This is a genomic window from Dechloromonas hankyongensis, from assembly GCF_022012295.1.
Taxonomy (GTDB): Bacteria; Pseudomonadota; Gammaproteobacteria; order Burkholderiales; family Rhodocyclaceae; genus Azonexus; species Azonexus hankyongensis.
The window spans coordinates 64,442-89,056 of record NZ_JAKLTN010000005.1 but is presented as its reverse complement, the minus strand read 5'-3'; the positions used below and the strand labels follow the sequence as shown (position 1 = coordinate 89,056).

Annotated in this window: 29 protein-coding genes; 10 read left to right on the top strand and 19 right to left on the bottom strand. The window is 59.1% G+C overall.

What is annotated here, in order from left to right; genetic code table 11:
• Position 1 precedes the first annotated feature (1 nt).
• From LZ012_RS17785 to fliR, 7 genes are all read left to right on the top strand, one after another.
• Entirely contained in the window at positions 2-565 is a 564-nt protein-coding gene (locus LZ012_RS17785; protein ID WP_275712249.1) for a flagellar basal body-associated FliL family protein, read from the top strand.
• A 6-nt stretch (positions 566-571) separates the two neighbouring features.
• Positions 572-1,588: a flagellar motor switch protein FliM gene (fliM, locus tag LZ012_RS17780; RefSeq protein WP_275712247.1), complete on the top strand. Its 1,017-nt coding sequence runs from the start codon at positions 572-574 to the stop codon at positions 1,586-1,588.
• The gene (gene fliN / locus LZ012_RS17775) at positions 1,581-2,024 is read left to right on the top strand and encodes a flagellar motor switch protein FliN (RefSeq protein ID WP_476728689.1); all 444 of its coding nucleotides are present in this window, start codon (positions 1,581-1,583) and stop codon (positions 2,022-2,024) included. The genes fliM and fliN overlap by 8 nt, the downstream gene beginning before the upstream one ends.
• A gap of 88 nt (positions 2,025-2,112) precedes the next feature.
• Positions 2,113-2,523, top strand: a complete 411-nt coding sequence (gene fliO, locus LZ012_RS17770) for a flagellar biosynthetic protein FliO (RefSeq protein WP_275712245.1) — start codon at positions 2,113-2,115, stop codon at positions 2,521-2,523.
• Complete coding sequence (gene fliP / locus LZ012_RS17765) at positions 2,516-3,259, top strand: flagellar type III secretion system pore protein FliP (protein WP_275712243.1); 744 nt, start codon at positions 2,516-2,518, stop codon at positions 3,257-3,259. Before fliO ends, fliP begins: the two co-directional genes overlap by 8 nt.
• Positions 3,256-3,525: a flagellar biosynthesis protein FliQ gene (gene fliQ / locus LZ012_RS17760; RefSeq protein WP_275712242.1), complete on the top strand. Its 270-nt coding sequence runs from the start codon at positions 3,256-3,258 to the stop codon at positions 3,523-3,525. Before fliP ends, fliQ begins: the two co-directional genes overlap by 4 nt.
• Position 3,526: 1 nt before the next feature.
• A complete protein-coding gene (gene fliR / locus LZ012_RS17755) occupies positions 3,527-4,309 on the top strand; it encodes a flagellar biosynthetic protein FliR (protein WP_275712241.1) in 783 nt (260 codons plus the stop codon).
• Here the strand turns inward: fliR and LZ012_RS17750 are convergent.
• From LZ012_RS17750 to flgB, 12 genes are read right to left on the bottom strand one after another with little or no spacing between them, the layout of a single operon-like run.
• Positions 4,306-4,788, bottom strand: a complete 483-nt coding sequence (locus LZ012_RS17750) for a hypothetical protein (RefSeq protein WP_275712240.1) — start codon at positions 4,786-4,788, stop codon at positions 4,306-4,308. The genes fliR and LZ012_RS17750 overlap by 4 nt on opposite strands.
• Entirely contained in the window at positions 4,785-5,741 is a 957-nt protein-coding gene (flgL, locus tag LZ012_RS17745; protein ID WP_275712239.1) for a flagellar hook-associated protein FlgL, read from the bottom strand. The genes LZ012_RS17750 and flgL overlap by 4 nt, the downstream gene beginning before the upstream one ends.
• Before the next feature lie 15 nt (positions 5,742-5,756).
• The gene (flgK, locus tag LZ012_RS17740) at positions 5,757-7,802 is read right to left on the bottom strand and encodes a flagellar hook-associated protein FlgK (protein WP_275712238.1); all 2,046 of its coding nucleotides are present in this window, start codon (positions 7,800-7,802) and stop codon (positions 5,757-5,759) included.
• 50 nt (positions 7,803-7,852) lie between these two features.
• A complete protein-coding gene (flgJ, locus tag LZ012_RS17735) occupies positions 7,853-8,815 on the bottom strand; it encodes a flagellar assembly peptidoglycan hydrolase FlgJ (RefSeq protein ID WP_275712236.1) in 963 nt (320 codons plus the stop codon).
• A gap of 14 nt (positions 8,816-8,829) precedes the next feature.
• Positions 8,830-9,924 (bottom strand): flagellar basal body P-ring protein FlgI, encoded by a 1,095-nt coding sequence (locus LZ012_RS17730; RefSeq protein ID WP_275712235.1) that lies wholly within the window; start codon positions 9,922-9,924, stop codon positions 8,830-8,832.
• Between the two features lie 23 nt (positions 9,925-9,947).
• On the bottom strand, positions 9,948-10,607 hold the full coding sequence (locus tag LZ012_RS17725) for a flagellar basal body L-ring protein FlgH (protein ID WP_275712234.1): 660 nt from the start codon (positions 10,605-10,607) through the stop codon (positions 9,948-9,950).
• Between the two features lie 9 nt (positions 10,608-10,616).
• Positions 10,617-11,399: a flagellar basal-body rod protein FlgG gene (flgG, locus tag LZ012_RS17720; protein WP_275712233.1), complete on the bottom strand. Its 783-nt coding sequence runs from the start codon at positions 11,397-11,399 to the stop codon at positions 10,617-10,619.
• 13 nt (positions 11,400-11,412) lie between these two features.
• Entirely contained in the window at positions 11,413-12,156 is a 744-nt protein-coding gene (locus LZ012_RS17715; protein ID WP_275712232.1) for a flagellar basal body rod protein FlgF, read from the bottom strand.
• 19 nt (positions 12,157-12,175) lie between these two features.
• Complete coding sequence (gene flgE, locus LZ012_RS17710) at positions 12,176-13,483, bottom strand: flagellar hook protein FlgE (RefSeq protein ID WP_275712230.1); 1,308 nt, start codon at positions 13,481-13,483, stop codon at positions 12,176-12,178.
• Between the two features lie 15 nt (positions 13,484-13,498).
• Positions 13,499-14,173, bottom strand: a complete 675-nt coding sequence (locus LZ012_RS17705) for a flagellar hook assembly protein FlgD (protein WP_275712229.1) — start codon at positions 14,171-14,173, stop codon at positions 13,499-13,501.
• Between the two features lie 12 nt (positions 14,174-14,185).
• Complete coding sequence (gene flgC, locus LZ012_RS17700) at positions 14,186-14,599, bottom strand: flagellar basal body rod protein FlgC (protein WP_275712228.1); 414 nt, start codon at positions 14,597-14,599, stop codon at positions 14,186-14,188.
• 10 nt (positions 14,600-14,609) lie between these two features.
• Positions 14,610-15,014, bottom strand: coding sequence for a flagellar basal body rod protein FlgB (gene flgB / locus LZ012_RS17695; protein WP_275712227.1), 405 nt, complete (start codon positions 15,012-15,014; stop codon positions 14,610-14,612).
• Here flgB and flgA point away from each other — a divergent pair.
• From flgA to LZ012_RS17680, 3 genes are all read left to right on the top strand, one after another.
• A complete protein-coding gene (flgA, locus tag LZ012_RS17690; protein ID WP_275712226.1) occupies positions 15,013-15,861 on the top strand; it encodes a flagellar basal body P-ring formation chaperone FlgA in 849 nt (282 codons plus the stop codon). The two genes, flgB and flgA, sit on opposite strands and share 2 nt — an antisense overlap.
• A 63-nt stretch (positions 15,862-15,924) precedes the next feature.
• The gene (gene flgM / locus LZ012_RS17685; protein WP_275712225.1) at positions 15,925-16,197 is read left to right on the top strand and encodes a flagellar biosynthesis anti-sigma factor FlgM; all 273 of its coding nucleotides are present in this window, start codon (positions 15,925-15,927) and stop codon (positions 16,195-16,197) included.
• Complete coding sequence (locus LZ012_RS17680; protein WP_275712224.1) at positions 16,197-16,658, top strand: flagella synthesis protein FlgN; 462 nt, start codon at positions 16,197-16,199, stop codon at positions 16,656-16,658. Before flgM ends, LZ012_RS17680 begins: the two co-directional genes overlap by 1 nt.
• Before the next feature lie 34 nt (positions 16,659-16,692).
• On the opposite strand, the gene motD is transcribed toward LZ012_RS17680, so the two are convergent.
• From motD to flhB, 7 genes are read right to left on the bottom strand one after another with little or no spacing between them, the layout of a single operon-like run.
• On the bottom strand, positions 16,693-17,484 hold the full coding sequence (gene motD, locus LZ012_RS17675) for a flagellar motor protein MotD (RefSeq protein ID WP_275712223.1): 792 nt from the start codon (positions 17,482-17,484) through the stop codon (positions 16,693-16,695).
• Positions 17,484-18,224, bottom strand: a complete 741-nt coding sequence (locus LZ012_RS17670; RefSeq protein WP_275712222.1) for a flagellar motor protein — start codon at positions 18,222-18,224, stop codon at positions 17,484-17,486. Before LZ012_RS17670 ends, motD begins: the two co-directional genes overlap by 1 nt.
• Positions 18,217-18,969 (bottom strand): RNA polymerase sigma factor FliA, encoded by a 753-nt coding sequence (locus LZ012_RS17665; RefSeq protein ID WP_275712221.1) that lies wholly within the window; start codon positions 18,967-18,969, stop codon positions 18,217-18,219. Before LZ012_RS17665 ends, LZ012_RS17670 begins: the two co-directional genes overlap by 8 nt.
• A complete protein-coding gene (locus LZ012_RS17660) occupies positions 18,969-19,859 on the bottom strand; it encodes a MinD/ParA family ATP-binding protein (RefSeq protein ID WP_275712220.1) in 891 nt (296 codons plus the stop codon). The genes LZ012_RS17665 and LZ012_RS17660 overlap by 1 nt, the downstream gene beginning before the upstream one ends.
• A complete protein-coding gene (flhF, locus tag LZ012_RS17655; RefSeq protein WP_275712219.1) occupies positions 19,852-21,318 on the bottom strand; it encodes a flagellar biosynthesis GTPase FlhF in 1,467 nt (488 codons plus the stop codon). Before flhF ends, LZ012_RS17660 begins: the two co-directional genes overlap by 8 nt.
• Entirely contained in the window at positions 21,315-23,399 is a 2,085-nt protein-coding gene (gene flhA / locus LZ012_RS17650) for a flagellar biosynthesis protein FlhA (RefSeq protein ID WP_275712218.1), read from the bottom strand. The genes flhF and flhA overlap by 4 nt, the downstream gene beginning before the upstream one ends.
• On the bottom strand, positions 23,400-24,533 hold the full coding sequence (flhB, locus tag LZ012_RS17645) for a flagellar biosynthesis protein FlhB (protein WP_275712217.1): 1,134 nt from the start codon (positions 24,531-24,533) through the stop codon (positions 23,400-23,402).
• Positions 24,534-24,615: the final 82 nt, after the last annotated feature.

Below are 24,615 nucleotides of genomic sequence, written 5' to 3'. Positions count from 1 at the left end.
CATGGCAAAGGATGCCAAGCCAGCAGAAGAAGGGGCAGTAGCCCCCAAAAAGAGTAAAAAACTATTGATCATCATTCTTGCAGCCGTACTCGTGGTGGTACTGGGCGGCGGTGGTGCCGCCTTCATGTTGCTGAAAAAAGGCGACCACACTGAAGATGATGAGGAAGCAGCAGAAGAGACGGTCAAGACGAAAAAGAAGGACAAGAAGAAAGACGCCCATGCCCTCCCGGTGTTCGTCAATCTTGATCCGTTCACCGTCAACCTGGTCCCGGAAACAGGAGATCAATACCTGCAGGTTGCGCTCTCTCTGGAAATCGAAGATGCGCAGTCCGAGCCTGTCCTGAAGGCTCAGATGCCAAAGATCCGCAACAACATCACCTTGCTGCTCTCTGCCAAAAAGGCCTCGGAACTCCTCCCCAAGGAGGGGAAAGAACATCTCGCCGAAGCCTTGAAGGACGAGATCAACTCGGTTTTCGAACCCCCCAAGAAGAACAAGAAAGGCGAACTGGTTATGCCGGAAGGCCCGGTCAAATCGGTTCTGTTTACCTCCTTCATCATCCAGTAAGGAGTCATGGCCGGCGATTTTCTCTCCCAAGACGAGGTCGACGCCCTACTCAAGGGCGTCACCGGCGAGACGGACGAACCCGAGGAGCACGAGGGGGACGGCGCCGGAGTTCGTTCGTACAATCTCGGCACACAGGAGAGGATCGTCCGTGGGCGCATGCCCACGCTGGAGTTGGTCAACGAGCGCTTTGCACGCTACTTGCGCATCGGCTTGTTCAACTACATGCACCGGAATGCCGAAATTTCGGTGGGGCCGATTCGGGTGCAAAAATATAGCGAGTTCATTCGCAACCTGGTGGTTCCGACCAACCTGAACCTGGTCATCGCCAAGCCCCTACGCGGGACTGCACTGTTCATCTTCGACCCCAACCTGGTATTTCTCGTGGTCGATAACATGTTCGGCGGCGACGGGCGCTTCCATACCCGTGTCGAAGGGCGTGACTTCACCCCGACCGAACAGCGCATCATCCAAGGCCTGCTCAACGTGGTGTTCACCGAATATTCGAAGTCGTGGAAGCCGGTGTACGACATTACGTTCGAGTACATACGCTCCGAGATGAACTCGCAGTTCGCCAATATCGCCACGCCTTCGGAAATTGTCGTTTCGACATCTTTCACGCTCGAGTTTGGCGGCGCCACTGCAGACATGCACATCTGCTTCCCATATTCGATGCTGGAGCCAATTCGCGACCTGCTGTACAGCACGATGCAAAGCGACCAGCTCTCTACCGACAAACGCTGGATCGGTACCCTGCGCAAACAATTGCAGGGCGCCGAGGTCGAGATCGTGGCTCAACTGGGCTCGGGCAAGATCACACTAGGGCAGATTCTCAAGCTGAAGACCGGGGACGTGATTCCGCTTCACATCCCCGAAAAGATATATGCCTTGGCGGACAACGTCCCGCTGATGGAATGCACTTATGGCCAGCTCAATGGTCAATATGCACTGAAGGTCGAAAAATTTATCGCCTCCCCCCCGGAGACTATTGGACTAGACACCGCGTTGGGAGAAAAGAATGGCTGACGAAATGGAAAATATCGAAAACACCGCAACCGAAGATGACGGCCAGATCAGTGAGGACGATTGGGCCGCCGCCATGGCGGAACAGGCGATCACCGACTCGGGAACGACGCAGGCCGCACAGCCCGCCGATATCTTCCCCTCATTCGGCGGTAACGCCGAGGCGGGCGGGATGATGAACGAGCTCGACATGATCCTCGACATTCCTGTCCAAATCACCGTTGAACTCGGTCGCACCAAGATCACTATCAAGAACCTGCTGCAATTGGCTCATGGCTCGGTCGTCGAGCTAGACGCCATGGCCGGCGAGCCGATGGATGTACTGGTGAACGGGACGTTGATTGCGCAGGGCGAGGTTGTGGTGGTGAACGACAAGTTCGGTATCCGTCTGACCGATATCATCACCCCCTCGGAACGCATGCGTAAGCTCAATCGTTAAGCCGCCGATGGAGAAGGGGGAGTTGCGCGGCCATCCCCCAGTTTGAGTTTAAAATAGCGGCCAATCTTCGCTACCCGCTACCGCGCCTGTGCTCCATTTCCTCACCCTTTTTCTTGCCTCGACCTATGCGATGGCGTCCGATACTCCCAGCCCCGGACTGGGGTTTGGCAGTTACGTCCAGGCTGGCCTTGCCCTGGCACTGATTGTCGCTGCACTCGCCGGCACCGCCTGGGTTGCGCGCAAGCTTTCTGGCGGCAAGGGGTTTGGGCACGGGGGTATGAAAGTAATCGGCGGGGTCGCACTGGGGCCACGCGAGCGTATCGTTCTTGTTGAAATCGGTGATGACTGGCTGGTCATCGGCATTGTCCCCGGACAGATTCGTACCTTGCACCGAATGAGCAAGGGCTCCCTGCTGGCCCCGGAAGAGGCTTCTGGCGAAGCCGATAAACCTTTTGCGCAGTGGTTGAAATCCGTTACCGAGCGTCGCCGCAATGACTAAGCGCGTCTTTCTCGCCCTCGCCTTGCTGCTGCCAGCAGGTCTCGTCATGGCTCAGGCCAGCGGGTTGCCGGCAATCAACAGTACGCCGACTCCTGGCGGCGGCACTACCTATTCGCTGACCATCCAGACGCTGCTGTTGATGACAGCGCTGACCTTCATCCCGGCCGCCGTGCTGATGATGACGGGGTTCACGCGCATCGTCATCGTGCTCTCCTTGCTTCGCCATGCCCTGGGTACGCAAACTGCGCCGCCAAACCAGATCATCGTCGGCCTTTCGTTGTTCCTGACCTTCTTCGTCATGTCGCCGGTTCTGGACCGGGTCTATACCGAGGCCTACCTGCCGCTTTCCGAGAACCGGATCAACATCATGCAGGCGGCCGAGCGGGCCGCCATCCCAATGCGCGGGTTCATGCTCAAGCAGACCCGGGAATCGGATCTGGCGCTATTTGCCGGTATCGCCAAGATCGAGCGCCTCGAGAAGCCTGACGATATTCCCTTGCGCATCCTGGTTCCGGCCTTTGTTATCAGCGAGTTGAAGACGGCTTTCCAGATCGCCTTCATCATTTTCATCCCCTTCCTCGTCATCGATATGGTTGTTGCCAGTCTCCTGATGTCGATGGGCATGATGATGATGTCGCCCGTGATGATCGCCCTGCCCTTCAAATTGATGCTGTTCGTTCTGGTTGATGGCTGGCACTTGGTGATCGGCTCCCTGGTTCAGAGCTTCGGCGCATGACCCCCAATACCGTCATGGAAATTGGCCGCCAAGCGGTCGAGGTGACGCTGATCATCTCGGCCCCGATGCTGCTCGCGGCGCTTGTCGTCGGCCTGGTCATCAGCATTTTTCAAGCCGCAACCCAGCTCAATGAAAGCACGCTGCAGTTTGTTCCCAAACTGGTCGTCATGTTTCTGGTGCTGCTGCTGGTCGGACCATGGATGCTTCAGTATCTGATGGATTACATCCAGCGCCTGTTTGAGAGCATTCCGCAGTTGATCGGCTGAAATGATCAGCCTAACCTCCGCCCAGATTGATGTCTGGATTGCCGCCTTCGTTTACCCACTGGTGCGCATTCTTGCTTTTATCGCCACAGCACCGCTTTGGAACACGGTTGGCATTCCCCAACGCACACGGTTGATTCTGGGAATTGCCATCGCGGTCGCGCTTGCCCCCAGCCTCCCCGACATGCCCAAAGGAGAACCGGGCTCGCTGACCGGATTGTGGATCATGGTGCAACAAATGCTGATCGGCGTCGGTATGGGTTTCTCCGCCCGCATTATATTTGCCGCAGTCGACCTTGCCGGCACCTTTATCAGCAACCAGATGGGCCTCGGTTTCGCCACCTTCTACGACCCGCTCAACTCGTCACAAACGCCGGTCATTGCGGAGTTTCTCGGCGTCATCACCCTGCTCACCTTCCTGTCGCTGAACGGTCATCTGCTATTTGTCGCCACGCTGGCCCAAAGTTTCGTTGCCATCCCGGTCGGCGGCCCGCTGCCCGCTGCAGGAAGCTGGCTCAATCTGAGCGAATTGGGTGGAAAAATATTCTCGACGGGGCTGCTGCTGTCATTGCCCGTCATCATTGCTTTGATGATCACCAACCTTGCGCTGGGGATACTGACCAAAGCGGCCCCGCAGCTCAACCTGTTTGCGCTGGGCTTCCCCCTGACGCTTGCCGGCGGCTTCATCGCCATCGCCATCTGCTTCAGCTACCTGGCGTCACCCTTGCAGGCGATGTTCGAATACGCCATGAGCGCAATGCTCGGCTATGTGGTGCCGGGAACCTAGTTGTACTCGTTGAGCATGAACGAGTCAGCCTGCTGGCGCTGGACCAGCCTGATCGTTCCTTCCGCGACGCGGCGGGCGCCGAGCGTCTGTGAGTCGATACCTTCCGAATATTCCATGAGCTGATAGGCGGCGTAGCCCTGTTCGCGCTGCAGTTGCCCGGCGCGACGCTTGAGAATCTGGATCGACTCTCCGGCCCCTCCGGTATGGTAGCGCTTCATTTTCATGGAGAAGCGATAGGTATCGTTATCGAGTCGCGCCTCTTCGATTTCCCAATTCGGCGCCAGCGGATCATAAAAAAGATGAACCGCACCGATGATCAGCGCTCCCGTCGCCAGAGTAGACAGGGATATGGAGGTCCCTGCTGTGAGCTGGATGGCCTTCGCCGGAATCAAGGGTTTCTGCGAATCGCCAACGGAACTGCAGCCCGCAAGCAGCGCGGCAGACAAGGCGAGCCCAACGATATACTTTCCCTGCATCATAGGTGATCAAAAAGGCTCAGTTTGGCAATCATCATGTACGTTGTCTGTGAAGCTTCCAGTTGAATCTTTTTCTGCGAAAGGCTGGTGATCGCGCTCGCATAATCGAGATCCTGGAGATTGGACAACTGGGTCTTGTACTGCACATCGCGATCGCTCGACGTATTGCTGAGGGTATCCAGCGATGACAGGCTGGAACCCACGGTGGCGCGAACCTGGGAAATGCTATCCATCGAGGAACGGATGCCCGCCAGCGAATTGGCATAGACCGGAGATGTTCCGCTCGGACCGGGGGTTCTCAGCAGATCCACCATATTCTTGACCGAATCGAATATGCTGTTCCCCGTCACATTGCCGGATGAATCCTTGGCCCGCATGAACACTTCGCTACCCGGCGAACTGATGCTCATGGACACGCTGGCGGTAACCTGCAGCATCTGCACGCCATCGTCGCCGGCATAGCTGACATAAGGATTGGCCAGCGAATAGGGGCTGGCGTTGCCGCTCAGATCGAAGGGCTTCGTCGTGGACTGGAATCCGCCAAAAACATAGCGGCCGGTGCCATCCTGCGTATTGGCAAGGCTGATCAAACTACCGAGTCGCTGCTCGAGCTCATTGGCTACCGCCGCACGTTCGGCATCCGAATAAGTTCCATTGCCGGCAGACACGGCCTTCTCATAAATCGCGCTCAGCTCGTTATTGACACCATCGAGTGTGGCATCCAGCGCATTCAGCCTAGTCTGCGCCGTCTCCTGGTTCTTCATGAACAAGGCATTCACCGACTGCGACTGCGTGACAACCAGCGCCTGTGCCGCCCCCACCGGATCATCCTTGGGGGTCACAACCCGGCGCCCCGTCGATATCTGATTCTGCTGCGTATATAGATCGCTCTGCAAACGGACGATTCCGCTAGTTCCCGAGCTGTTGATTTGTGCTGTACTGACTCGCATGCTCATGATCTACTCCCTCGCCTAGCGGATGGACATCAGGGTATCGAACAGCTTGGAGGCGATCTCCATCACCTTGGCCGATGCCATATAGGCCTGCTGATACTCGACGAGTTTTGCAGCCTCCTCGTCGCGATTCACCCCGGACACCGACTCGCGGGCGGCAGTCGCCTGGCTCAGCAACGCAGTCTGGGCTGACGACGACACGTCGGCCGACGCGGTTTTGTTGCCGATATCGTTCACAAAAGCGGCATAGCTATCCTGATAGGTGGATTGGCCTCCCGCCATGGTGTTCTGGATCTGGAGCTTGCCGAGACGGACGATATTGCCGCCATCCTCAACCCCGCTGACATTCTTGGACAGACGGAACACATCGCCGTTAGCGGGGGTTCCCGAGATGCTGAAGGAAATAGCGGACGGGGAGGTCGCCGGAGTGGTCGCATTAATCGACAGGATCGCCCCCGAAGTATAGGGCACCGTATCAGTCGGCAGCGTGATCGGATAGGTAGTAGTAGTCGAACCGTTCGTGACGGTTACCGTCCCGGCGGGGAAGCCGCTCAAGTTGCCCCCGTTATAGTTCAAGGTCAAGGGCATGCCATTGACCGAATAGCCGGGACCAACGCTGACCGAGCCAACCGTGGCGGCGCCGGCATTGGTCAGCCCCACGCCACCGCGAGCCGGCGTGCCCGCCGCGATCAGGCGCGGATCGGCCGCGAGGTTCGGATCTACCGAAAACAACCGGGCTGCATCACGCGTCGGCTGGATCAGGAAGCTGTCGCCGGCGGCAAATGCGCCGGCTGTAGCGCTGAGCGTGAATCCTTGCGGACCTTGTGAAGAAATCGCCACCGCTGTGTTGAGTGCACCGATGGAAGCGCCGGTCCACGTCGTATTGTCGGAAAGGCGCTTCAGCGAGAAATTCGCTCCATCATAAGAGAGCTGATAATCGCTGCCAGTCAGATTCGTATAAAAATTGCTGCCGTTGTAGCTTGCAGCCGAGAAGCTGGCGGACACCGTCGGCCCGGCCGGGGCATTGCTCGACTTGGCGATCACCGTCGGCGCCGTCACCGAGAAAAAGTTGGAGATGAAACCGGGATCGCCGGAAATCTTCCCCAACATATCCTGACCCAGCGCATGCTGGGCATTGAAGGTGGAGGTAACGGAAGCGGCCATCAATCCCAACTGGTTGAATGCCGTATCGAGCGCCTGCGAACGGAAACTGATCAGCCCGCCCAGACTGCCGCCGGTGATCAGCGACTCCGGCAGTTCCTGAACCACGCCTGTCGCACCGACCAAACCGACGACGATGCGCGAGGGGTCGGCCGCCGACCCGATCGCCGCCATCTGCGTCACCCGGCTACCCACCACCAGTTGCTGCCCGCTGCCGACGAAAACGTTGAACGTACCATCGTCATTGGTCGACACATCCACCTTGACCAACTTGTTCAGGTCGGCCACCAGCTGGTCGCGCTTGTCCAGCAAATCATTGGCTGGCTGGCCGTTAAGGGCGCTGGATTTCAGGATGTTGTCGTTGATCTCGCCGATCTGCTGCGTGTACCCGTTGATGGTGTTCACCATGCTGCTGACCTGGGAATTGACGCCCTTCTCCAGCTCGTCGAGACGGGTATACATGCTCTGAAAACTGCCGACCATGGTGGATGCTGCCGTCACCATCGACTGGCGAGCCGAAATCGACGACGGATTGCTGGCGACGGCCTGAATACCATCGAAAAATTGCTGCATCACCGGGGTCAGACCGGCACTCTGATCGGCCAGCATGTTGTCGATCTGCGAAATCTGGCCTAAGTAGGTATCCAACGAACTGACACTGCTCTGCGCCGTCAGCACCTGCTTGTCAAGTGCCTGGCTGTACATGCGCTCGACCGTGACGACATGCGCGCCCTGCCCCAAGCCGCCAGCCCCCGTCATCACCGTGAAATTGGACGCCTGGATAATGCGCTGACGGTTATAGCCCTCAGTATTGAGGTTTGAAATGTTATTGCTCGTCGTCATCAAGCCGGCCTGTGCCGCGTTAATGCCGGTCATCGCAATACTGAGTAAGCCGCTAGCCATTCCTATCTCCTTCCCGTTTGTTTACGGCACAAACGGAAGTAACTTGATCCTTATCCGAGCAATGCCATGCGCAGGCTGGGGCCACTGATGATCCGGGTCAGCTTGTCGGCGTAGGCCGGATCGGTTGCATAACCTGCCCGCTGTAGACCTTTAGCAAACTCCGCGCCATCCTGCGACCCGATCACGCCGCTGTAGCGTGGATTGCTGCGCAGGAGGCCGGCGTAATCGCGGAAAGCCTCGTCATAGGACGCATAGGCACGAAAACGCTCAACGCTCTGCTGCGGCTGACCATCGACGTATTCCGTCGTCACCGCATCAACCGTGGGCCCATTCCAGTTCTTGCCAGCCTTGATCCCAAACAGGTTATGGCTGGTCGAGCCATCGGCGCGCCGAATCTCGCTCCGCCCCCAGCCGCTTTCAAGCGCTGCGTGCGCAACCACAAACTGCGGGGGAATGCCGGTCGAGCGCGAGGCTTCGACAGCCTGTGGCCAGACGCGATTGACGAATTCCTTCGCAGACGCCGGCACATCGGTGGCTGCCGTTGCTGCGCCACTCGCCGCACCCACAGGCGCATAGGCCGCCGAGGTCGGCAACTTTCCGGGAACCGCAACTTGCTGCAAGTGGCGACTATCAGCGGTGGTCAACGGCAAGGCATTGCCGGCAGCATTTGCCGGTGCTGCAAGATTGGCGCTGCCATCACCATTTTGCATGTTGCGGCCGAGCTGCTGTTCGATCAGGCGGGCAAAACCAAGGCCCTTGCCGGTGCCGGCAATATTCTGCGCCATCTGCTGATCGAGCAATCCAGTGTAGAAGCGCGACTGGTCGCTATTCATCAAGCCATCTTGCGGCGTCGCGTCGCGCATGCTTTTGATGACTTGTTGCAGGAATAGGGTCTCAAACTGCTGCGCTGCGGCCTTCAGACCTTCCTGGGGATTCTTGGCGAACTGGGTGCGTACATCCTGCGACGACTGGACGTCAAAAGCCGCCCGGTTTGGCGAATTCTGGATTTTCATCGACACCAACCGAATCAGATGATTTCGAGATCAGCGCGTAGTGCACCGGCCGCCTTCATGGCCTGGAGAATCGCCAGCAGATCCATCGGATTTGCGCCCAGCGCATTCAAGGCCTTGACCACATCGGCCAAGTTGGCACCGGCCTTGACACTCATCAGGCTGACGCCGTCCTGTTTGACCTGGATATCCGCTCCCTGCCCGAATTGCGGTTGAGCAGCCTCGACGACTACCGAGAGATTGCCATGCGCCACGGCGCAGGATTCGATCGTCACTTTCTGGTTCATCACGACCGAACCGGTACGCGGATTGACGATAACCTTGGCCAGGCCGGCGACCGGCTGGACTTCGATGTTCTCGACACGGCCGAGGAAGGCGACACGGCTATCCGCATCTTCAGGCGTACGCACGGCAATTCGCCGCCCATCGATCGCCTGGGCCGTACCCGCTCCGACGCTTCGATTGATCGCATCGACGACCTTCTGGGCCGTCCCGAAATCGCTACTCGACAACTCGTAATAGACCACCCCACCCTGCCCCAGCATGGTCGGAACTGCACGCTCGACGCTGGCGCCACCGGGAATACGCCCGGCAGACAGATGATTGACGGTCACCTTGGAACCGCCTGAAGAAGCACCGGCACCACCGACCATGACGTTCCCTTGGGCGATGGCATACACCTGTCCATCAGCCCCCTTGAGCTGGGTCATCAGCAACGTGCCGCCGCGCAGGCTCTTCGCATTGCCCATTGATGATACCGTGACGTCGATACTCTGCCCCTGGCGGGAGAACGGCGGCAGGTTGGCTGTCACCATGACGGCTGCGACGTTCTTGAGCTGCAATTTCTGCGCTTGGTCCTGACTCAGGTTGACGCCGAGCTGGGACAGCATGTTGGCGATGGCCTGGGTGGTAAATGGCGTCTGCGTGGTCTGGTCGCCGGTGTTGTCGAGACCGACAACAATGCCGTAGCCGATCAACTGGTTGTTGCGCACCCCCTGGATGCTGGCCAGATCCTTGATGCGATCGGCCAGTGCCGGCTGGCACCACAGCGGCAGCAGACAAGCGGCCAGAATTGCCGCCTGCCGGAATAGTTTGCCGCTTTTCGTCTTCATGATGCGCCTCCGGAGAAAAACTCTTAGAACGGCATCACATTAAGGAAGAAGCGTGCCAGCCACCCCATGACCTGGCCATCGCTGATTTGTCCGGCGGATTTGTACTCGACGCGCGCATCGGCAATCCGGGAAGATTCGACCGTGTTGAAAGCGTCAACGAAACTCGGGTTGATGACGCCGGAGATACGGACGAACTCCTGCTCATGCCCGATCGCCACCTGTTTTTCACCGGAAACCAGCAAATTCCCGTTCGGCATCACATCGATCACGGTGACCGTCATGTTACCGGTGAAGACATTGTTGTTTGCCGCTTCCCCCTTGCCACTGAATGCCGTCGAACTGCTCGCCGAAAGATCCGCCGCGCCGGGCAAAACGCGGCCGAACATGCCCGTCGATGCACCCAGGCCAAATTTCTGGGCATTGGATTGATCGAGCTTGTTGTTCGACTTGGTCGAGGCCGTGGTGCTTTCGGTGATTTTCACCGTGATCGTGTCCCCGACAAAACGGGCCCGCCGATCTTCGAACAACGGCCGACTGCCGCTCGCCTGGTAAATGGCACCGTTTCCGCTGGGCATTTCGAAGCGTGGCGAGGGCCGTGCCGACATGGGCTGATGCACGTTGGTAGGCGGCACGGTCGAGCAACCGGCCGACAGCAGGAGCGATATCAGGGCAAGGCGTTTCATGAAATCACCTCATAGCTGGGTCAAGCGCCCGAGCATGGCATCGGAGGTCGAAATCACCTTGGAATTGAGCTCGTAGGCGCGTTGTGTCTGGATCATGGTGACCAGCTCTTCGGCCACATTGACATTGGATGTCTCGACATAGCCCTGGGTAACCTGGCCGGCGCCATTGGTTCCCGGAGTATTGGGGGTCGGCGTTCCGCTGGATGCGGTTTCGAGGTACAGATTCTGACCGATGCTCTGCAGACCGCCCGGATTGATGAAGGTCGCCACCTGGATGCTGCCGATCTGCGTCGCCGCCGCAGTTCCCGGCTGGGTAATCGTTACCGTACCGTCTGAACCGATGGCAACCGACAGGGCATTGGCCGGAATGGTGATGTTCGGCTGCAGCGGGTAGCCATCCGAAGTCACGATCTGACCCTGGTTGTCCTTCTGGAAAGAGCCGTCACGGGTATAGCCGGTCGTCCCGTCGGGCAGCAGGATCTGGAAGAAGCCGCTGCCTTGGATCGCGACATCGAGCGTCGAATCGGTTTTTTGCAGGTTGCCCTGGGTAAAGATACGCGCCGTCGATACCGGGCGGACACCGGTACCGAGTTGCAGGCCACTCGGCACCTGCGTCTGCTGGCTGGATTGCGAGCCCGGCTGACGAAGGGTTTGATACAGCAGATCCTCGAATACGGCACGACCGCGCTTGAAGCCATTGGTGCTGACGTTGGCCAGGTTGTTGGAAATCACGTCGAGCTGGGTCTGCTGGGCATCCAGTCCGGTACGGGCAATCCATAGTGAGCGGATCATGATTCAGGTCCTATCAGGAATTCAGGGAGAGCAATTGATCCGCACGCTGGGCATTGGTGTCGGCGGTTTGCAACATCTTGATTTGCATTTCGAACTGGCGCGACAAGCTGATCAGATTAACCATCGCATCCGTCACATTGACGTTACTGCCTTCGAGCGTTCCGGAAGTGAGCTTGACCCGGTCGTCGGTGGGCGCCGGCTGATTGTCGCGCAGGCGAAACAGGCCGTCCGCGCCACGCACCATGTCGGCCTCGGGCGGGTTGACCATCTTGATCCGGCCAATCGCATTGGCATTGTTCGGCGTACCGAACGTCGGCACCACGGACACCGTGCCATCCGGCGCGATTTCGATGGTGTTGTCGGGCGGGATATTCAGCGGTCCGCCATCCCCCATCACCGTGTGGCCGCTCTTGGTTTGCAGCAGGCCGGTCACATCGACATCCAGACTGCCCGCGCGGGTGTAGGCCTCGCTGCCATCCGGCAACTGAACCGCCAGCCAGCCTCGACCGTTGATCGCCACATCCAGATTGCGGCCGGTGAACATCAACGGACCTTCGTCCATCACATCGCTGACCGACGCATCGACCACGAAGGCACGCGTCGGCATGCCATCGCCCAGTACCGGAACGGCACGGAAGCGGTGCTCCTGAGCCTTGAAACCGACGGTACTCGCGTTGGCCAGGTTGTTGGCTGTGCCGGCCTGCTGCATGAAAACATGCTTGGCGCCGGTCATTGCGGTGTAGATCAGGCGGTCCATTCAAACGTCTCCGAAAGGCTTAGCGGAGATTGACCAGGGTCTGCATGATCTGGTCCTGTGTCTTGATGGATTGTGAGCTTGCCTGGTAGTTGCGCTGCTGGACGATCATGTTCACCAACTCGGCGGTCAGATCGACGTTGGATTCTTCAATCGCTCCCGACTGCAGCACCCCCAGCGTCCCGCTGTTCGGGGCGCCGACCAGCGGCTGCCCGGATGCTGCGGTCTCGACCCAGGCGTTGTTGCCGACTGCCATCAAACCGTTGGGATTGGCGAAGTTGGCGAGAACAATCTGCGCCAGGTTGCGGGTCTGCCCGTTGCTGTAGTTGCCCTGAACGATACCGTCCTTGCCAATCGACATCCCGGCGATATGGCCGGCAGCGTAGCCGTCCTGACTCAAGGCGCTGACGCTGAACGAACTGCCGTACTGCGTCGTCTTGTTGAAGTCCATGTTGAACGTCAGCGGGCTGGCTGCATTATTGGCCTTGCCGAGGTTGGCCATGACGCCGTTCAGGTTGATGCTGAAGCCGGCGATCGGCGTGGTCGAGAGCAAGGTACCCGAGCTGTTGAATGTCAGGCGACTCGGCGAGCTCGTCACATTGGCCTCGGCAGTCCCGTCGACCTGGTAATGCACATCCCAGGCACCAGTCGCCCCAGCCAGCGCTTCAGCAGCAGTCGGGGTACCGCGAACGAAATACATCGTCATCGTATGGGGATTGCCCAAGGTATCGTAGATCGTGGTGGCGGTCGAGTAGTTGTAAGTATCCGTCTGGGGTGTATTGACACCAACCGGTGACGTCCACGCGGTTGCCGGGACCGATTTGGTCGAGTCCAAGTTGAGTTGGGCGGCAACGCCCTTTGACGTCGAACCGGTAACTTGCGGCGGGATGTCGGCCATCGAAATCTGCAGGGCAGACGGCGTGGTCGGTGTGATGATGCCATTGGCGTTAGCGCTATACCCGGTGACATTGGCGCCTGCGTCATTCACCATGAACCCATTGGCATCAAGGTGAAATTGCCCGGTGCGCGAATACATCACCGCGCCATCCTTAGCCATGCGATAGAAACCGGCGCCATTGATCGCGACATCGAGCGGATTGCTCGTCGTCGTGATATTGCCCTGGGTGTATTGCTGGACAATCGAGCTCACCGAAGTACCGATCCCGACCTGGCTTGCTCCACCACCCGATAGCGAGGCGGCGTAGACATCGGCAAAATGTGCCGCCGAGGTCTTAAAGCCCACGGTGCTCGCATTCGCGATGTTGTTGCTGGTGACGTCCAGCGCCTTGGAGGAGCTATTTAGGCCGCTCAGCCCTTGTTGGAATGCCATCGCTATCTCCCGGAATTACATGAATTGCAGTACTTCGTTGAAATCGACCATATCGCCCGACGACAATTCGAGTTGGAACGCTGATCCGTTCTTCACTACAGCAGATACCGTGCCAACCTGAATCGGTGTCGTACTCACCGTGGTCCCCGCCTTGCTCGCGGCGATCTCGAAGGTGTATTTGCCATCTGCCAGCTGGGCCCCCGCCGCATTCTTGCCATCCCACGCAAAGGCGACCATGCCAGCGTTTTGCTTCCCGAGTTCCTCGGTCTGTACGATCTTGCCGGTGGCATCCTTGATGGTCAGCGTGACTTTGTCGGCTGCGCTGCCCAGACTGACCCCTCCCTGCGCCACACCCTTGCTCAAGAGCAGCTTGTTGCCTTCGGTCAGCACCTGGGAACCTATCGATCCCGAAGCCTGCAAGGCCTGGCTCGTATTGTAGGAAGACAAAAGTTGGGTCAGGGTCGTATTGAGTCCCTGAATACCCTGCAGCGTGCTGATCTGCGCAAGCTGCGAGGTCATCTGGGCATTGTCCATCGGCTTCAGCGGATCCTGGTTCTTCAGCTGCGTGGTGAGCATGTTGAGAAAGCTGCTCTGCAACTCTGCCGCCGACTGCGGATTCTTGCTGACCGAGCTTCTGGTTCCATTGAGGGCGGCAATGGTGTCAGCTTGGGATACGGAAGTGGTGGTCATGAGAATCTCCGATTAGCCCTGACCGATGCTAAGCGTGCGCAGCATCATGGTCTTGGCGGTATTCATGACCTCGATGTTCGTCTGATACGAACGCGAGGCCGAAATCATGTTGGTCATTTCCTCGACGACATTGACGTTCGGGAAAGCGACATAGCCCTTCTCGTCAGCGGACGGATTCTTGGGGTCATAGACCATGCGCGGCGGCGATGCATCCTCAACCACCTGACGAACCCGGACGCCCTTGGCCGTTTCGTCGGCGCCGCCCATCGGCGTGGCTTCGAACACGACCTGCTTGGCGCGATAGGGCTTGCCGTCGGAGGAAATCACGCTATCCGCATTGGCAAGGTTCGATGCAGTCGTGTTCAAGCGCATCGACTGCGCAGTCATCGCACTCGACGACACTTTAAAGACATTGAACAGGCTCATTCCCTACTCCTTAACTCGAGGTGCTCGACAACGCACTGCGCATGCCCTTGAACTCATCGCTGATGAACTGGCTGACAATCTGGTACTGAAGCGCGTTTTCGGCGATCTGCGAGCGCTCCACGTCCATATCGACCGTATTGCCATCGACTGCCGACTGGGTCGTGGTACGAAACTGCAGGGCAGCGGCACCGCCCCCGCCACCGGCAATATGGCCACGGGTCGTTGTGCTCAGCGACAGCCCGCCGCCGCTACGCCCGGCCATCGCGTTCTGCATGGCCTTTTCAAAATCGAAGTCGCGCGCCTTGTAATTGGGGGTATCGGCATTGGCAATATTGGACGCCAGCACTTGATGGCGCTGCGTGCGCAGATTCATGGCTTGGCTGAATACCGAAAGGTTCTGTTGCAGACTATTCATGGCGGACTCCCAAAAGACTCGCTTCCTGAAAAGCACCTTCCATGCCATAACGACTTATCGCTTCAAACGGCAAGTTTCGATACTGGCGCCTGCTTTGCCTCGGCAAAACTTGCCGCCCGGCAAACGGATTTATCCCCCGTTGCGCAGCTGCCTCGGGCAAAATATCGTCATGCTCTGTCGCCTGTTGATTCTCTTTATTTTTTTCCTCTGCCTGCCGCAGTCTTGGGCTGTAAATTTTGACCCCGTGCTCGACACCGCCGAACGCTACGTCCGGATGCAAACCCAGGGGCTGCCGGGCAAAGTCAATATCACCCTGGGCAAGGTTGATGTCAGTCGCCTCCCCGCTTGCTCAGCGCATGAGGCCTATGCCCCTCCGGGCACCCGCATGAGCGGCAAGACCCATGTCGCCGTCCGCTGCCTTGGCCCGAATATCTGGAGCGTTCTGGTCCCCGTCCAGATAAGTGTTACGGGCACCTACGTCAGTACGGCCCGCCCCCTGACTGCCGGTCAAGTTATCACTGCAGGCGATCTGGTTACCTCGACCGGAGATCTCGAATCGCTTCCGCCGGGCGTCGTCAACGAAGCGTCCGCCGCTATCGGAAAAACCGTGCGGAACTCGCTGGCAGCCGGACAACCCTTACGGAGCAATCAGCTCATCGCGCCTATCGTGATTCGCCTAGGCCAGACTGTCCGCGTAATATCGCAAGGGAACGGCTTCATGGTGAGCAGCGAAGGCAAGGCATTGACCAATGCGGCCGAGGGAGAAGTTGTTCAAATCCGCATGCCGTCGGGCCAGACCGTCAGCGGCCGGGCCAAAAGCGATGGCAGCATTGAAATTTCTTTTTAGGCTAAAGTTTCAGAAAAATTGGTCGTTAACCGGATTGAGTTCTAAAGTAATGCGAGATCCAAAATGAAAATTGACAATTCATACAAGCCTGCGTCACCGCTGCCGTCGTCCAGGCAACAAACCGCCCCTCCTGCTGCGAACGCAGCACAGGATGCAGTGAGCTTGAGTTCGCTCGCGGGAAGCCTGCAGAGCAATGACCAGCCGCCGGTTAATAGCGCGAAGATTCAGGAAATCAAGCAGGCCATCGCCGAAGGACGCTTCAAGATCAATCCGGAAGCCATCGCGGACGGCCTGATCGAATCTGCACGGGAATTGATCGGCAGACGTCAAGCCTGATGGTAGCGGGACAGCCTGTAACGCAGCAGGAAGTCGCGCTGCTCGGTGATTTTATCGCCCTCCTGAAGCAGGAACAGGAGGCGTTGGTTCGTGCCGACCCTGGCTCGTTGTCCGACATCAACAATCGGAAACTGATTCTTCTGGCAGACCTGGACCGCCACGAACAGATACGTGCCCAAATTCTGAAGCTGGCGCCAGGGGAGAATACGCGCGAAGCAATGTCGCAATGGCTGGCCGTGCATCCTGACCAAAAGGCGACCGCCGACACCTGGCTGGCGGTGAAGAACTTGGCTCGCGAAGCCAAGCGACTGCATGACCTGAATGGACAACTGATTGCCATGCATCTTCAGCGGACCAGCGAGCTGCTTGCGGTCCTCAAGCGCAGCGAACACCAGACGCTATATGGAGCGAACGGCCAGACGCACCAAAGCAGCGGCAGCCGGATCATCGATCAGGCCTGAACCGAACCGCGCCACCTGGCGCGCCTTATGGCGCCTAATTGCCCCGCGCAGAGCCGATTTCCGTCGGCTCCTCCGGGCGAGCCGAATCGATGAGGATGCTTACCCGGCGATTACGCGCCCGGCCCTCCGCTGTCGTGTTGGTTTCGATAGGTCGAGTCTCTCCGTAGCCGATCGCCGTCAGGCGCTCCGCCCCAACGCCGCCATCGTTGAACAGGCGCAGCACCGTTGTCGCCCGCATGGCTGACAACTCCCAGTTGGACGGGAACTGGGCCGTGGCGATCGGTACATTGTCGGTATGCCCTTCGATCGTTATCGGAAAGTCCGAAGTGGCCAGAACCTGGGCGATTGCCAGCATGGCGTTGATCGACGCGGACTGCAATCGCGCCTGCCCCGCCGGGAAAAGAATGCTGTCGTTGATTTCGATGGTGACGCCACGGCTGGTCTCGAGCAGTTTGACCTTCCCCTGAGCAATCAGCGGTTGCAGGGCATTCTTGATGTCGTCGGCGACATTCTTCATCTTCTTCCGCTGCTCGTTCTTCTTTTCTTCTTTCTTCTGGTCGGCCAGCTTGTCCGGCTTGGCAATCGGCTTGACCGGCATCAGGGGCGCCCCCTGGATGACGGCGATGGGCTGCCCGCCTGTTTCGGCGGTCTTGTTGTTGAAGGCATTGGTCAGCGAGTTGGAGAGAACCTTGTACTTCCCCTCGTTGACCGACGAAATGGCGTACATCACCACGAAAAAGGCGAACAGCAGGGTGATGAAGTCGGCGTAGGAAACCAGCCAGCGCTCGTGGTTCTCATGCTCATCTTCGCGACGACGACGCGCCATCAGTGCAGATAGCCCTTGAGGCGGCCTTCGATGATGCGCGGATTGTCGCCGACGGCGATGCCGACTAGGCCGTCGATCAGCATTTCGCGGGTAGCCACCATGCGGCCGATGTAGTACTTGAGCTTGCCGGCAATGGGCAGGTACACCAAGTTGGCCAGCCCGACACCGTAAATGGTCGCGACAAACGCCACGGCAATGCCGCCGCCGAGTTTGGTCGGATCCGACAGGTTTTCCATCACGTGGATCAGCCCCATGACGGCCCCGAGAATGCCGATGGTCGGCGAATAGCCGCCGGCCGACTCCCAGATCTTTGCCGCTTGGCGCCACTCATCCTCGAAGGTATTGATCTCGACTTCGAGCAATTCGCGTATCCGCTCCGGATCGGCCCCATCCACCAGCAACTGCAGGCCGCGCTTGACGAATTCGTCCTTGACCCGCGGCATCTGGTTTTCCAGGGCGAGCAAGCCTTCGCGCCGCGACAGCTGGCTCCACAGCATGATCTGCTCGATCAGCCGCTTCTGTTCGATTACCGGCGGCACCCACACCCATTTCGCCATCTTCATGCCGCGCCGGAAGATGTGGATCGGACTTTGCAGCAGCACCGCCCCCAGCGTGCCACCGAGGACGATCAGCAGCGCCGTCGGCTGGACCAGCGAACCCGCACTGCCGCCTTCGAGATATTGCCCGCCGATGATGGCAAACAGACCGATGACCAGACCAGCCAGGCTGATCTTATCCATGCACCTTCTCCTTGCGGCGCTTCGCGGCTAGCGGCACCTCGCCGACGATGCGGGCGCGCAGCCGGGCCACCGCCTGGCTGTGCAGCTGGCAGACTCGCGACTCGGTGACGCCCATGACCTCGCCGATTTCGCGCAGATTGAGATCCTGCTCGTAATACAGGGCCATCATCATTTTTTCTCGCTCGGGCAATTGCGCGATAGCGGTAACCAGCAGGGCCTTGATGCCGCGGTCTTCCAGAATGGCTGCCGGGTCTGCGTCATTGTCGGTCAGATGGCGCTCAAGGAAGTCTTCCTCGCCGTCGCCCGAGATGTCCTCGAAATAGACCAGCTGGTGGCCACGGGCCTCCTGCAAGGTCTTCTGGTAATCGGCCAGCGACATCCCGAGGGCGTCGGCCAGTTCGCGCTCGGACGGGACACGGCCATGCTCGTGTTCAAGCTGGTTGATGGCCGTCTCGATGCGGCGCAATTCGCGGCGCAGATTGCGCGGCAGCCAGTCGTTCTCGCGCAAGCCGTCGAGCATGGCGCCGCGCACGCGCTGCGTGGCATAGGTTTCAAACTGGGCGCCGAAGCCTTCCTGAAAACGGTCAATCGCATCGAGCAGGCCGATCATCCCGTTCTGCACCAGATCGTCGAACTGCACACTGGGCGGAAGGCGCGCCATCAGGTGATAGGCAATACGTTTCACCAGCGGCACGAAGCGCTGAACCAACTGATCCCTGTCTGGCTGCCCGGCAGCGGTATACATCAAGCTCGAAGTACGTTGGGAGTTATGCGTTGGCTCAAGTGTAGCAGTTGCTGCATGAATTGCTCGACTCCACCCGCTTCGCTCTCGCTGCGCTGCCAGTACAGCATGTCGGAAGCGATGTCGCGGAATGCCGCCGCGGCGGCTGAATCCGGTGCCTGGATCAGGACCGGCCGGCACAGCTGGGCGGCCTGGCGCAGGGAATCATCGAGCGGAATGGCGCCGGCGTAGTCGAGACGGGCGATACCGCGCTGGGCGGCAACCTGGGCGATATTGTCGAAGATCGAACGGGCATCGGGCTGGCTGCGCACCTTGTTCACTAGGATGCGGAAATGCCGGCGCGAAAAGGCGTGGCTGACCTTCTTGATCAGCGAATAGGCTTCGGTGATCGACGCGCTGCTGCCCGACAAGACCACCACCGCCTCCTGGGCTGCCACGCCGAAAGGCGAAAAGCCATGCGGATGCGCCGTGCTGGCATCGACCAGGATAACGTCCACCGGGCGCTCGAGGCCGGACATGGCGTCGAGCAGGGTCTGCTGCTGGTGCAGCGACAGGCGGCCCAGTTTCTTCACCGCACGTGCTGCCGGCAACACGCGCAGACCATGCATCGGCTGTAGCAGAACTTGGGATAGTGGCACTTCGCGCTGCACGACGTTCAGCAAGTCGTTACGGGCGATCAGGCCGAAGGTCGAGGCGATATCGTCGCCCGGCGCATGCTCGTCGATGATCAGCACTTCCTTGCCGAGACGGGCCAGCGCCACGCCGATATTGGCCACGGCCACGCTGCGGCCGACCCCTTCGCAACCGGCGACGAAGGTGACCACCTGCAGCTGGTGGCCGCCCCCGAGCAGACGCCGCAGGCCGGCGGCCTGATCGACGCGGAAATCAGCCACGGCGTCCTCCGACGGCAACCATGCCGGCATTGGCCATCATCATTGCCGGTTCGATACCGTCATACTTGTGCGGCGAGCTTTCCGGCACGTCCTTGAAGGCACGATGCAGCAGATAGCTGCGATTGGGCAGATGGATATCTTCCGGAACACGCTGCCCGTTCGACACGTACAGCAGCTTCAGGCTTTGGCGCATGATGACATCGAGCGCCGTCGCCAGGCTCGCCGCCTCGTCGATCTTGGTCAGGATGCAGCCGGCCAGCGAATCGCCGGCATAGGCCCGCACCACGTCGTCCAGCGTATCGCCGCGCGACGTCGAATTGAGCAGCAGCAGGCGCTGGACAGCGCAACCGGCAAGCATGTCGGTCAGTTCGGGAACCAGCTTGTCCTTCTGGCTCATGCCCATGGTATCGATCAGCACCATGTGCTTGTGCTGCAGTTCGTTCAGGGTCTGGCGCAGTTCGACGGCATCCTTGACCAGATGGACGGACACCCCGAGGATGCGGCCGTAGATGCGCAGTTGTTCGTGGGCGCCGATCCGGTAGCCGTCGGTGGTCACCAGCGCGACCCTGCTCGGGCCGTGGCGCAAGACGCAGCGCGCAGCCAGCTTGGCCGTCGTCGTCGTCTTGCCGACGCCGGTCGGACCGACCAATGCGTACACACCACCGCGGTCGACGATATCGTTTTCGTTGCCCAAGGTCATCAACGAGCGATCGGCCGCCCCCTTGACCCAGGCCATGGCCTCGATGCTGTTCATTTCCGGCGGCAGGTCAGTCAGCAGGTCACGGGCGAATTGCGGCGAGAAACCGGTGTCCAGCATCTGGCGCAGGATATCTGTCTTCACCGGCTCGGAGCGGGCAACTTCCCCCCAAGCGAAGCCAGCCAAGTGTTGCTCGACAATCTTGCGCAGCGAACGGATTTCCTCCATGACCTCCATCGGCACGACCTCCGCCTCCGGCCGGCGCGGCGCCGGGGCCGCCGCCTGCGGAGCGGGAGTTGGAGCCATGGCCGGCGCCGGTGCGACGGCCGGGCGCGGGGCTACCGGCTGCTGCGGGCGAGCCATTTCCAGATTGCGCAATGCACCATTCTTCGGAATGCCGGCATTGACCGGACCGGCTGCTCTCTGCGGAATGGCGTGATTCACTGGCGGGCGCTGCATAACGGGGGCCGGCCGAACCGCGGCCGGCGGCGGCACCGGCTGCGAAATACGAGCGCGCGCCGAATTGAGCACCACACGGTAATCGTCATCTGGCTCCACCACTGGCTGCGGCCGCTGGACCGGTGCACTCTCAGCGACCGGTGTGGGCGCGATCATGGCCATGTCCCGTGCGGCTACCGCCATGATCTCCACCCCACCGGGAACCCCACGGTTGGAGAGGATGATCGCGTCGTTGCCCAGGGTCTCCTTTACCTTCCTCAAGGCATCCCTTGCGTTGGCGGCGATGAATTTTCTGACGTTCATGTTCTACCTCCGATGATCGAGGTCACCTTGATAATTCGAGCTTCAGGCACTTCGTTATGGGAAAGCACCTTGAGTTGAGGAATGGTTCGGCGCAGGAACCGGGACAGCAGCAGACGCAAGCTGGCCGGAACCAATAAGACTGCAGGGAGCCCGAGGCTCGCTTGACGTTCCGAAGCAGAAGCCGTTTCACGGACGAGCGTATCGGCAAGACCGGGTTCAAAACTGGTGTTTTCCGAGCCACCAGCCACTGCTTGCGACAAGAGGCGCTCCAATGTCGGGTCGAGGGACATGACCTGCATTTCGCCGGTCCCGGGGAACAGTTGCTGCACAATGGCCCGACCCAGCGAGTTGCGAACCTGGATGATGAGGTCGTCGGCGTTCTGCGTTCGCATCGCGTGATCGGCCACCGTCTCGATAATCGTCCGCATGTCGCGGATATGAACGCCTTCATCAAGCAAACCCTGAAGCACCTTCTGCAAGGTACCCAGCGGCAGAACCTTGGGCACGAGGTCTTCGACCAATTTCGGCATTTCCTTGCCGAGATGCTCGAGCAACTGCTGAACCTCCTGACGCCCCAGAAGTTCGGATGCGTGGGTAAGAATCAGGTGATTTAGATGCGTCGCCACGACAGTGGAGGCATCGACCACGGTATAACCGTAGGCTTGGGCCTGATCCCTTTGACTGGCGTCAATCCAGATCGCAGGCAGACCAAAGGCGGGATCTGTCGTCGCCGTACCATTGAGCGTCCCGGCAACACGGCCCGGATTGATTGCCAAGAACTGACCGGCATACGCCTCGCCTACGCCAACCTCTACCCCCTTGAGCAGAATTCGATAGGCATTGGGTTTCAATTCCAGGTTATCCCGGATATGCACAGGGGAAACGAGGAAACCGACCTCCTGCGCAAACTTCTTGCGGATGCCACGGATCCGTCGCAACAACTCGCCATCTTGCGACTTATCGACGAGGGGAATCAGACGATAACCGACTTCAAGACCAAGCACATCCAGCGGTGCGACATCATTCCAGGTGGCCTCCATCGCCTCTTGAACCGGCGCGGGTGCAACCTGTACCGGGGTAGCCACAGCGTGTTTTTCCTTCTCCATCATCTTCCAGGCAAACCAGCCCAGCAATCCAGCCAAGAGCAGGAATACCACGTTGGGCATACCGGGAATCAGGCCGAGGAAACCGACGATTGCGGCCGTGATGGCGACTACCCGGCCGTTCTGGAACATCTGCCCGATCACCTGCTGCCCGATATCACGGTCATCGGACACTCTGGTCACTACCATACCGGCAGCAATCGAGATGATCAGGCCTGGGATCTGGGCAACAAGGCCGTCGCCGATGGTGAGCAGGGTGTAGTTCTTCGCCGCCAGCCCCAACTCCATGTTGTGCTGAACAACACCGACAATCAGACCGCCAACAACGTTGAGCAACATGATGACGATGCCTGCAACGGCATCGCCCCGTACGAATTTCGACGCACCGTCCATCGAACCGAAGAATTCGGCTTCGCGTGAAATATCGGAGCGGCGCTTGCGCGCCTCCTCTTCGCCGATCAATCCGGCATTCAAGTCGGCATCGATCGCCATCTGCTTGCCGGGCATCGCATCCAGGGTGAACCGCGCGGAAACTTCAGCTACTCGTCCGGCGCCCTTGGTAATAACAACGAAATTGATCACCACCAGGATCAGGAATACCAGGATGCCTACTGCAAAATTGCCGCCAACCAGGAAATGCCCGAACGCTTCAATCACCTTACCGGCCGCATCGGGACCAGTATGCCCCTGGAGCATGACGATGCGGGTCGAGGCCACGTTCAACGACAAACGAAGCAAGGTTGTAACAAGCAGCACAGCAGGGAAAACGGAAAACTCGAGGGTGCGCTGAGTATTCACCGCCACCAGCAAGACGAGGACGGAAATGGCGATATTGAAGGTAAACAGCAGATCGAGCACGAACGCTGGCAACGGTAGCACCATCATTGCCAGGATCATCAGGATCAGAATCGGTGCCGCAAGTTGGGTAACGTTGAGGCGCCCCAGAAAGTTCTGCACTCCCAGAGAAATTGCGGCCATTTACGTAGCCTCCGGCACAAGTTCCGGCGGGATAGGCAAATCACGCGGCTGGACTGGGTAGGCCCCACCGACCTGCCGCCAATTGGCAAGCTGGTAGATATAAGCAAGAACCTCCGCGACTGCGTTATACAGGGCGGAGGGGATCTCGGCATCGAGTTCGGCGTGTTTGTATAGCGCTCGCGCCAAGGGCGGCGCCTCCAACAGGGGTACGGAATGCTCCGCACCCAACTCCCGTATCTTCAGCGCAACGGCCCCTACCCCCTTGGCGACCACCTTCGGGGCCGACATGCCTGCAGAATAGGACAGGGCAACCGCGTAATGGGTAGGGTTGGTCACAATCACATTTGCCTGGGGAACGGCCGCCATCATGCGACGCCGTGCGGCCTGCATCTGAAGGCTGCGAATACGCCCCTTGACGTGCGGATCGCCCATCATTTCCTTCAGTTCCTGCTTGACCTCTTCCTTGGTCATCTTCAGCTTGTCGAAGTATTGCCAGAACTGGAAGGGCACATCGACGACCACCAGAAGGATCAGCGTCGCGACAAGAATAATGAATGAGTAGGTCACCAGATGACCGGCGTGCGCCAAACCAAGCTCGAGCGGCTCCGCCAGCAAGCCGAAAATCTCGTCGCGCTCCTTCCAGATGAGCATGGCCGCAATGCCACCGATCAACAGCGCCTTGAGCACAGCCTTTCCAAGCTCCATCAGGCTGTTCCAGGAAAACATCCGCCCCAGCCCCGTCAAAGGATTCAAACGACTAAGATCGGGCACCAATGCCTTGGTGGAGAAAATCCAAGCATTCATGAAAAACGGCGGCAGGATAGCGGCAACCAACAACAAACCGAACAGAGGAGAAAAAACAACCAGCGCATCCCAGGAAATCTCGCCCAGGCGCGGCAGCATCAACGCGGGCTCGCGCGCATATTGGGGCTCGATAGCGAACCCCTTCCGCACGATAGCCATGGCGCGTTGGGCAAACCAGCCACCCATCATCCAAAACCCGGCGCTTGCAACGATCAATATAAGGAAAGAACCCAACTCACGGGAATGGGGGACCTGCCCCTGCTCGCGGGCCTGATCGATTCGCCTACCAGTAGGCTCTTCGGTTTTATCGAGGTCGCTGTCTTCCGCCATGGCCACAGTCAATTGATGTTGTGGCTATTATAGGAAAAAACCAAAAAAATTAAATAGGTACACCGCTTTTTTTAGCTGGTTT

Excerpts from the sequence above, each read along its gene's own strand:
- LZ012_RS17785 (WP_275712249.1), top strand. The coding sequence starts at position 2 with ATGGCAAAGGATGCCAAGCCAGCAGAAGAAGGGGCAGTAGCCCCCAAA.
- fliM (WP_275712247.1), top strand. The coding sequence starts at position 572 with ATGGCCGGCGATTTTCTCTCCCAAGACGAGGTCGACGCCCTACTCAAG.
- fliN (WP_476728689.1), top strand. The coding sequence starts at position 1,581 with ATGGCTGACGAAATGGAAAATATCGAAAACACCGCAACCGAAGATGAC.
- fliP (WP_275712243.1), top strand. The coding sequence starts at position 2,516 with ATGACTAAGCGCGTCTTTCTCGCCCTCGCCTTGCTGCTGCCAGCAGGT.
- fliQ (WP_275712242.1), top strand. The coding sequence starts at position 3,256 with ATGACCCCCAATACCGTCATGGAAATTGGCCGCCAAGCGGTCGAGGTG.
- fliR (WP_275712241.1), top strand. The coding sequence starts at position 3,527 with ATGATCAGCCTAACCTCCGCCCAGATTGATGTCTGGATTGCCGCCTTC.
- LZ012_RS17750 (WP_275712240.1), bottom strand. The coding sequence starts at position 4,788 with ATGATGCAGGGAAAGTATATCGTTGGGCTCGCCTTGTCTGCCGCGCTG.
- flgL (WP_275712239.1), bottom strand. The coding sequence starts at position 5,741 with ATGAGCATGCGAGTCAGTACAGCACAAATCAACAGCTCGGGAACTAGC.
- flgK (WP_275712238.1), bottom strand. The coding sequence starts at position 7,802 with ATGGCTAGCGGCTTACTCAGTATTGCGATGACCGGCATTAACGCGGCA.
- flgJ (WP_275712236.1), bottom strand. The coding sequence starts at position 8,815 with ATGAAAATCCAGAATTCGCCAAACCGGGCGGCTTTTGACGTCCAGTCG.
- LZ012_RS17730 (WP_275712235.1), bottom strand. The coding sequence starts at position 9,924 with ATGAAGACGAAAAGCGGCAAACTATTCCGGCAGGCGGCAATTCTGGCC.
- LZ012_RS17725 (WP_275712234.1), bottom strand. The coding sequence starts at position 10,607 with ATGAAACGCCTTGCCCTGATATCGCTCCTGCTGTCGGCCGGTTGCTCG.
- flgG (WP_275712233.1), bottom strand. The coding sequence starts at position 11,399 with ATGATCCGCTCACTATGGATTGCCCGTACCGGACTGGATGCCCAGCAG.
- LZ012_RS17715 (WP_275712232.1), bottom strand. The coding sequence starts at position 12,156 with ATGGACCGCCTGATCTACACCGCAATGACCGGCGCCAAGCATGTTTTC.
- flgE (WP_275712230.1), bottom strand. The coding sequence starts at position 13,483 with ATGGCATTCCAACAAGGGCTGAGCGGCCTAAATAGCTCCTCCAAGGCG.
- LZ012_RS17705 (WP_275712229.1), bottom strand. The coding sequence starts at position 14,173 with ATGACCACCACTTCCGTATCCCAAGCTGACACCATTGCCGCCCTCAAT.
- flgC (WP_275712228.1), bottom strand. The coding sequence starts at position 14,599 with ATGAGCCTGTTCAATGTCTTTAAAGTGTCGTCGAGTGCGATGACTGCG.
- flgA (WP_275712226.1), top strand. The coding sequence starts at position 15,013 with ATGGCGGACTCCCAAAAGACTCGCTTCCTGAAAAGCACCTTCCATGCC.
- flgB (WP_275712227.1), bottom strand. The coding sequence starts at position 15,014 with ATGAATAGTCTGCAACAGAACCTTTCGGTATTCAGCCAAGCCATGAAT.
- flgM (WP_275712225.1), top strand. The coding sequence starts at position 15,925 with ATGAAAATTGACAATTCATACAAGCCTGCGTCACCGCTGCCGTCGTCC.
- LZ012_RS17680 (WP_275712224.1), top strand. The coding sequence starts at position 16,197 with ATGGTAGCGGGACAGCCTGTAACGCAGCAGGAAGTCGCGCTGCTCGGT.
- motD (WP_275712223.1), bottom strand. The coding sequence starts at position 17,484 with ATGGCGCGTCGTCGTCGCGAAGATGAGCATGAGAACCACGAGCGCTGG.
- LZ012_RS17670 (WP_275712222.1), bottom strand. The coding sequence starts at position 18,224 with ATGGATAAGATCAGCCTGGCTGGTCTGGTCATCGGTCTGTTTGCCATC.
- LZ012_RS17665 (WP_275712221.1), bottom strand. The coding sequence starts at position 18,969 with ATGTATACCGCTGCCGGGCAGCCAGACAGGGATCAGTTGGTTCAGCGC.
- flhF (WP_275712219.1), bottom strand. The coding sequence starts at position 21,318 with ATGAACGTCAGAAAATTCATCGCCGCCAACGCAAGGGATGCCTTGAGG.
- flhA (WP_275712218.1), bottom strand. The coding sequence starts at position 23,399 with ATGGCCGCAATTTCTCTGGGAGTGCAGAACTTTCTGGGGCGCCTCAAC.
- flhB (WP_275712217.1), bottom strand. The coding sequence starts at position 24,533 with ATGGCGGAAGACAGCGACCTCGATAAAACCGAAGAGCCTACTGGTAGG.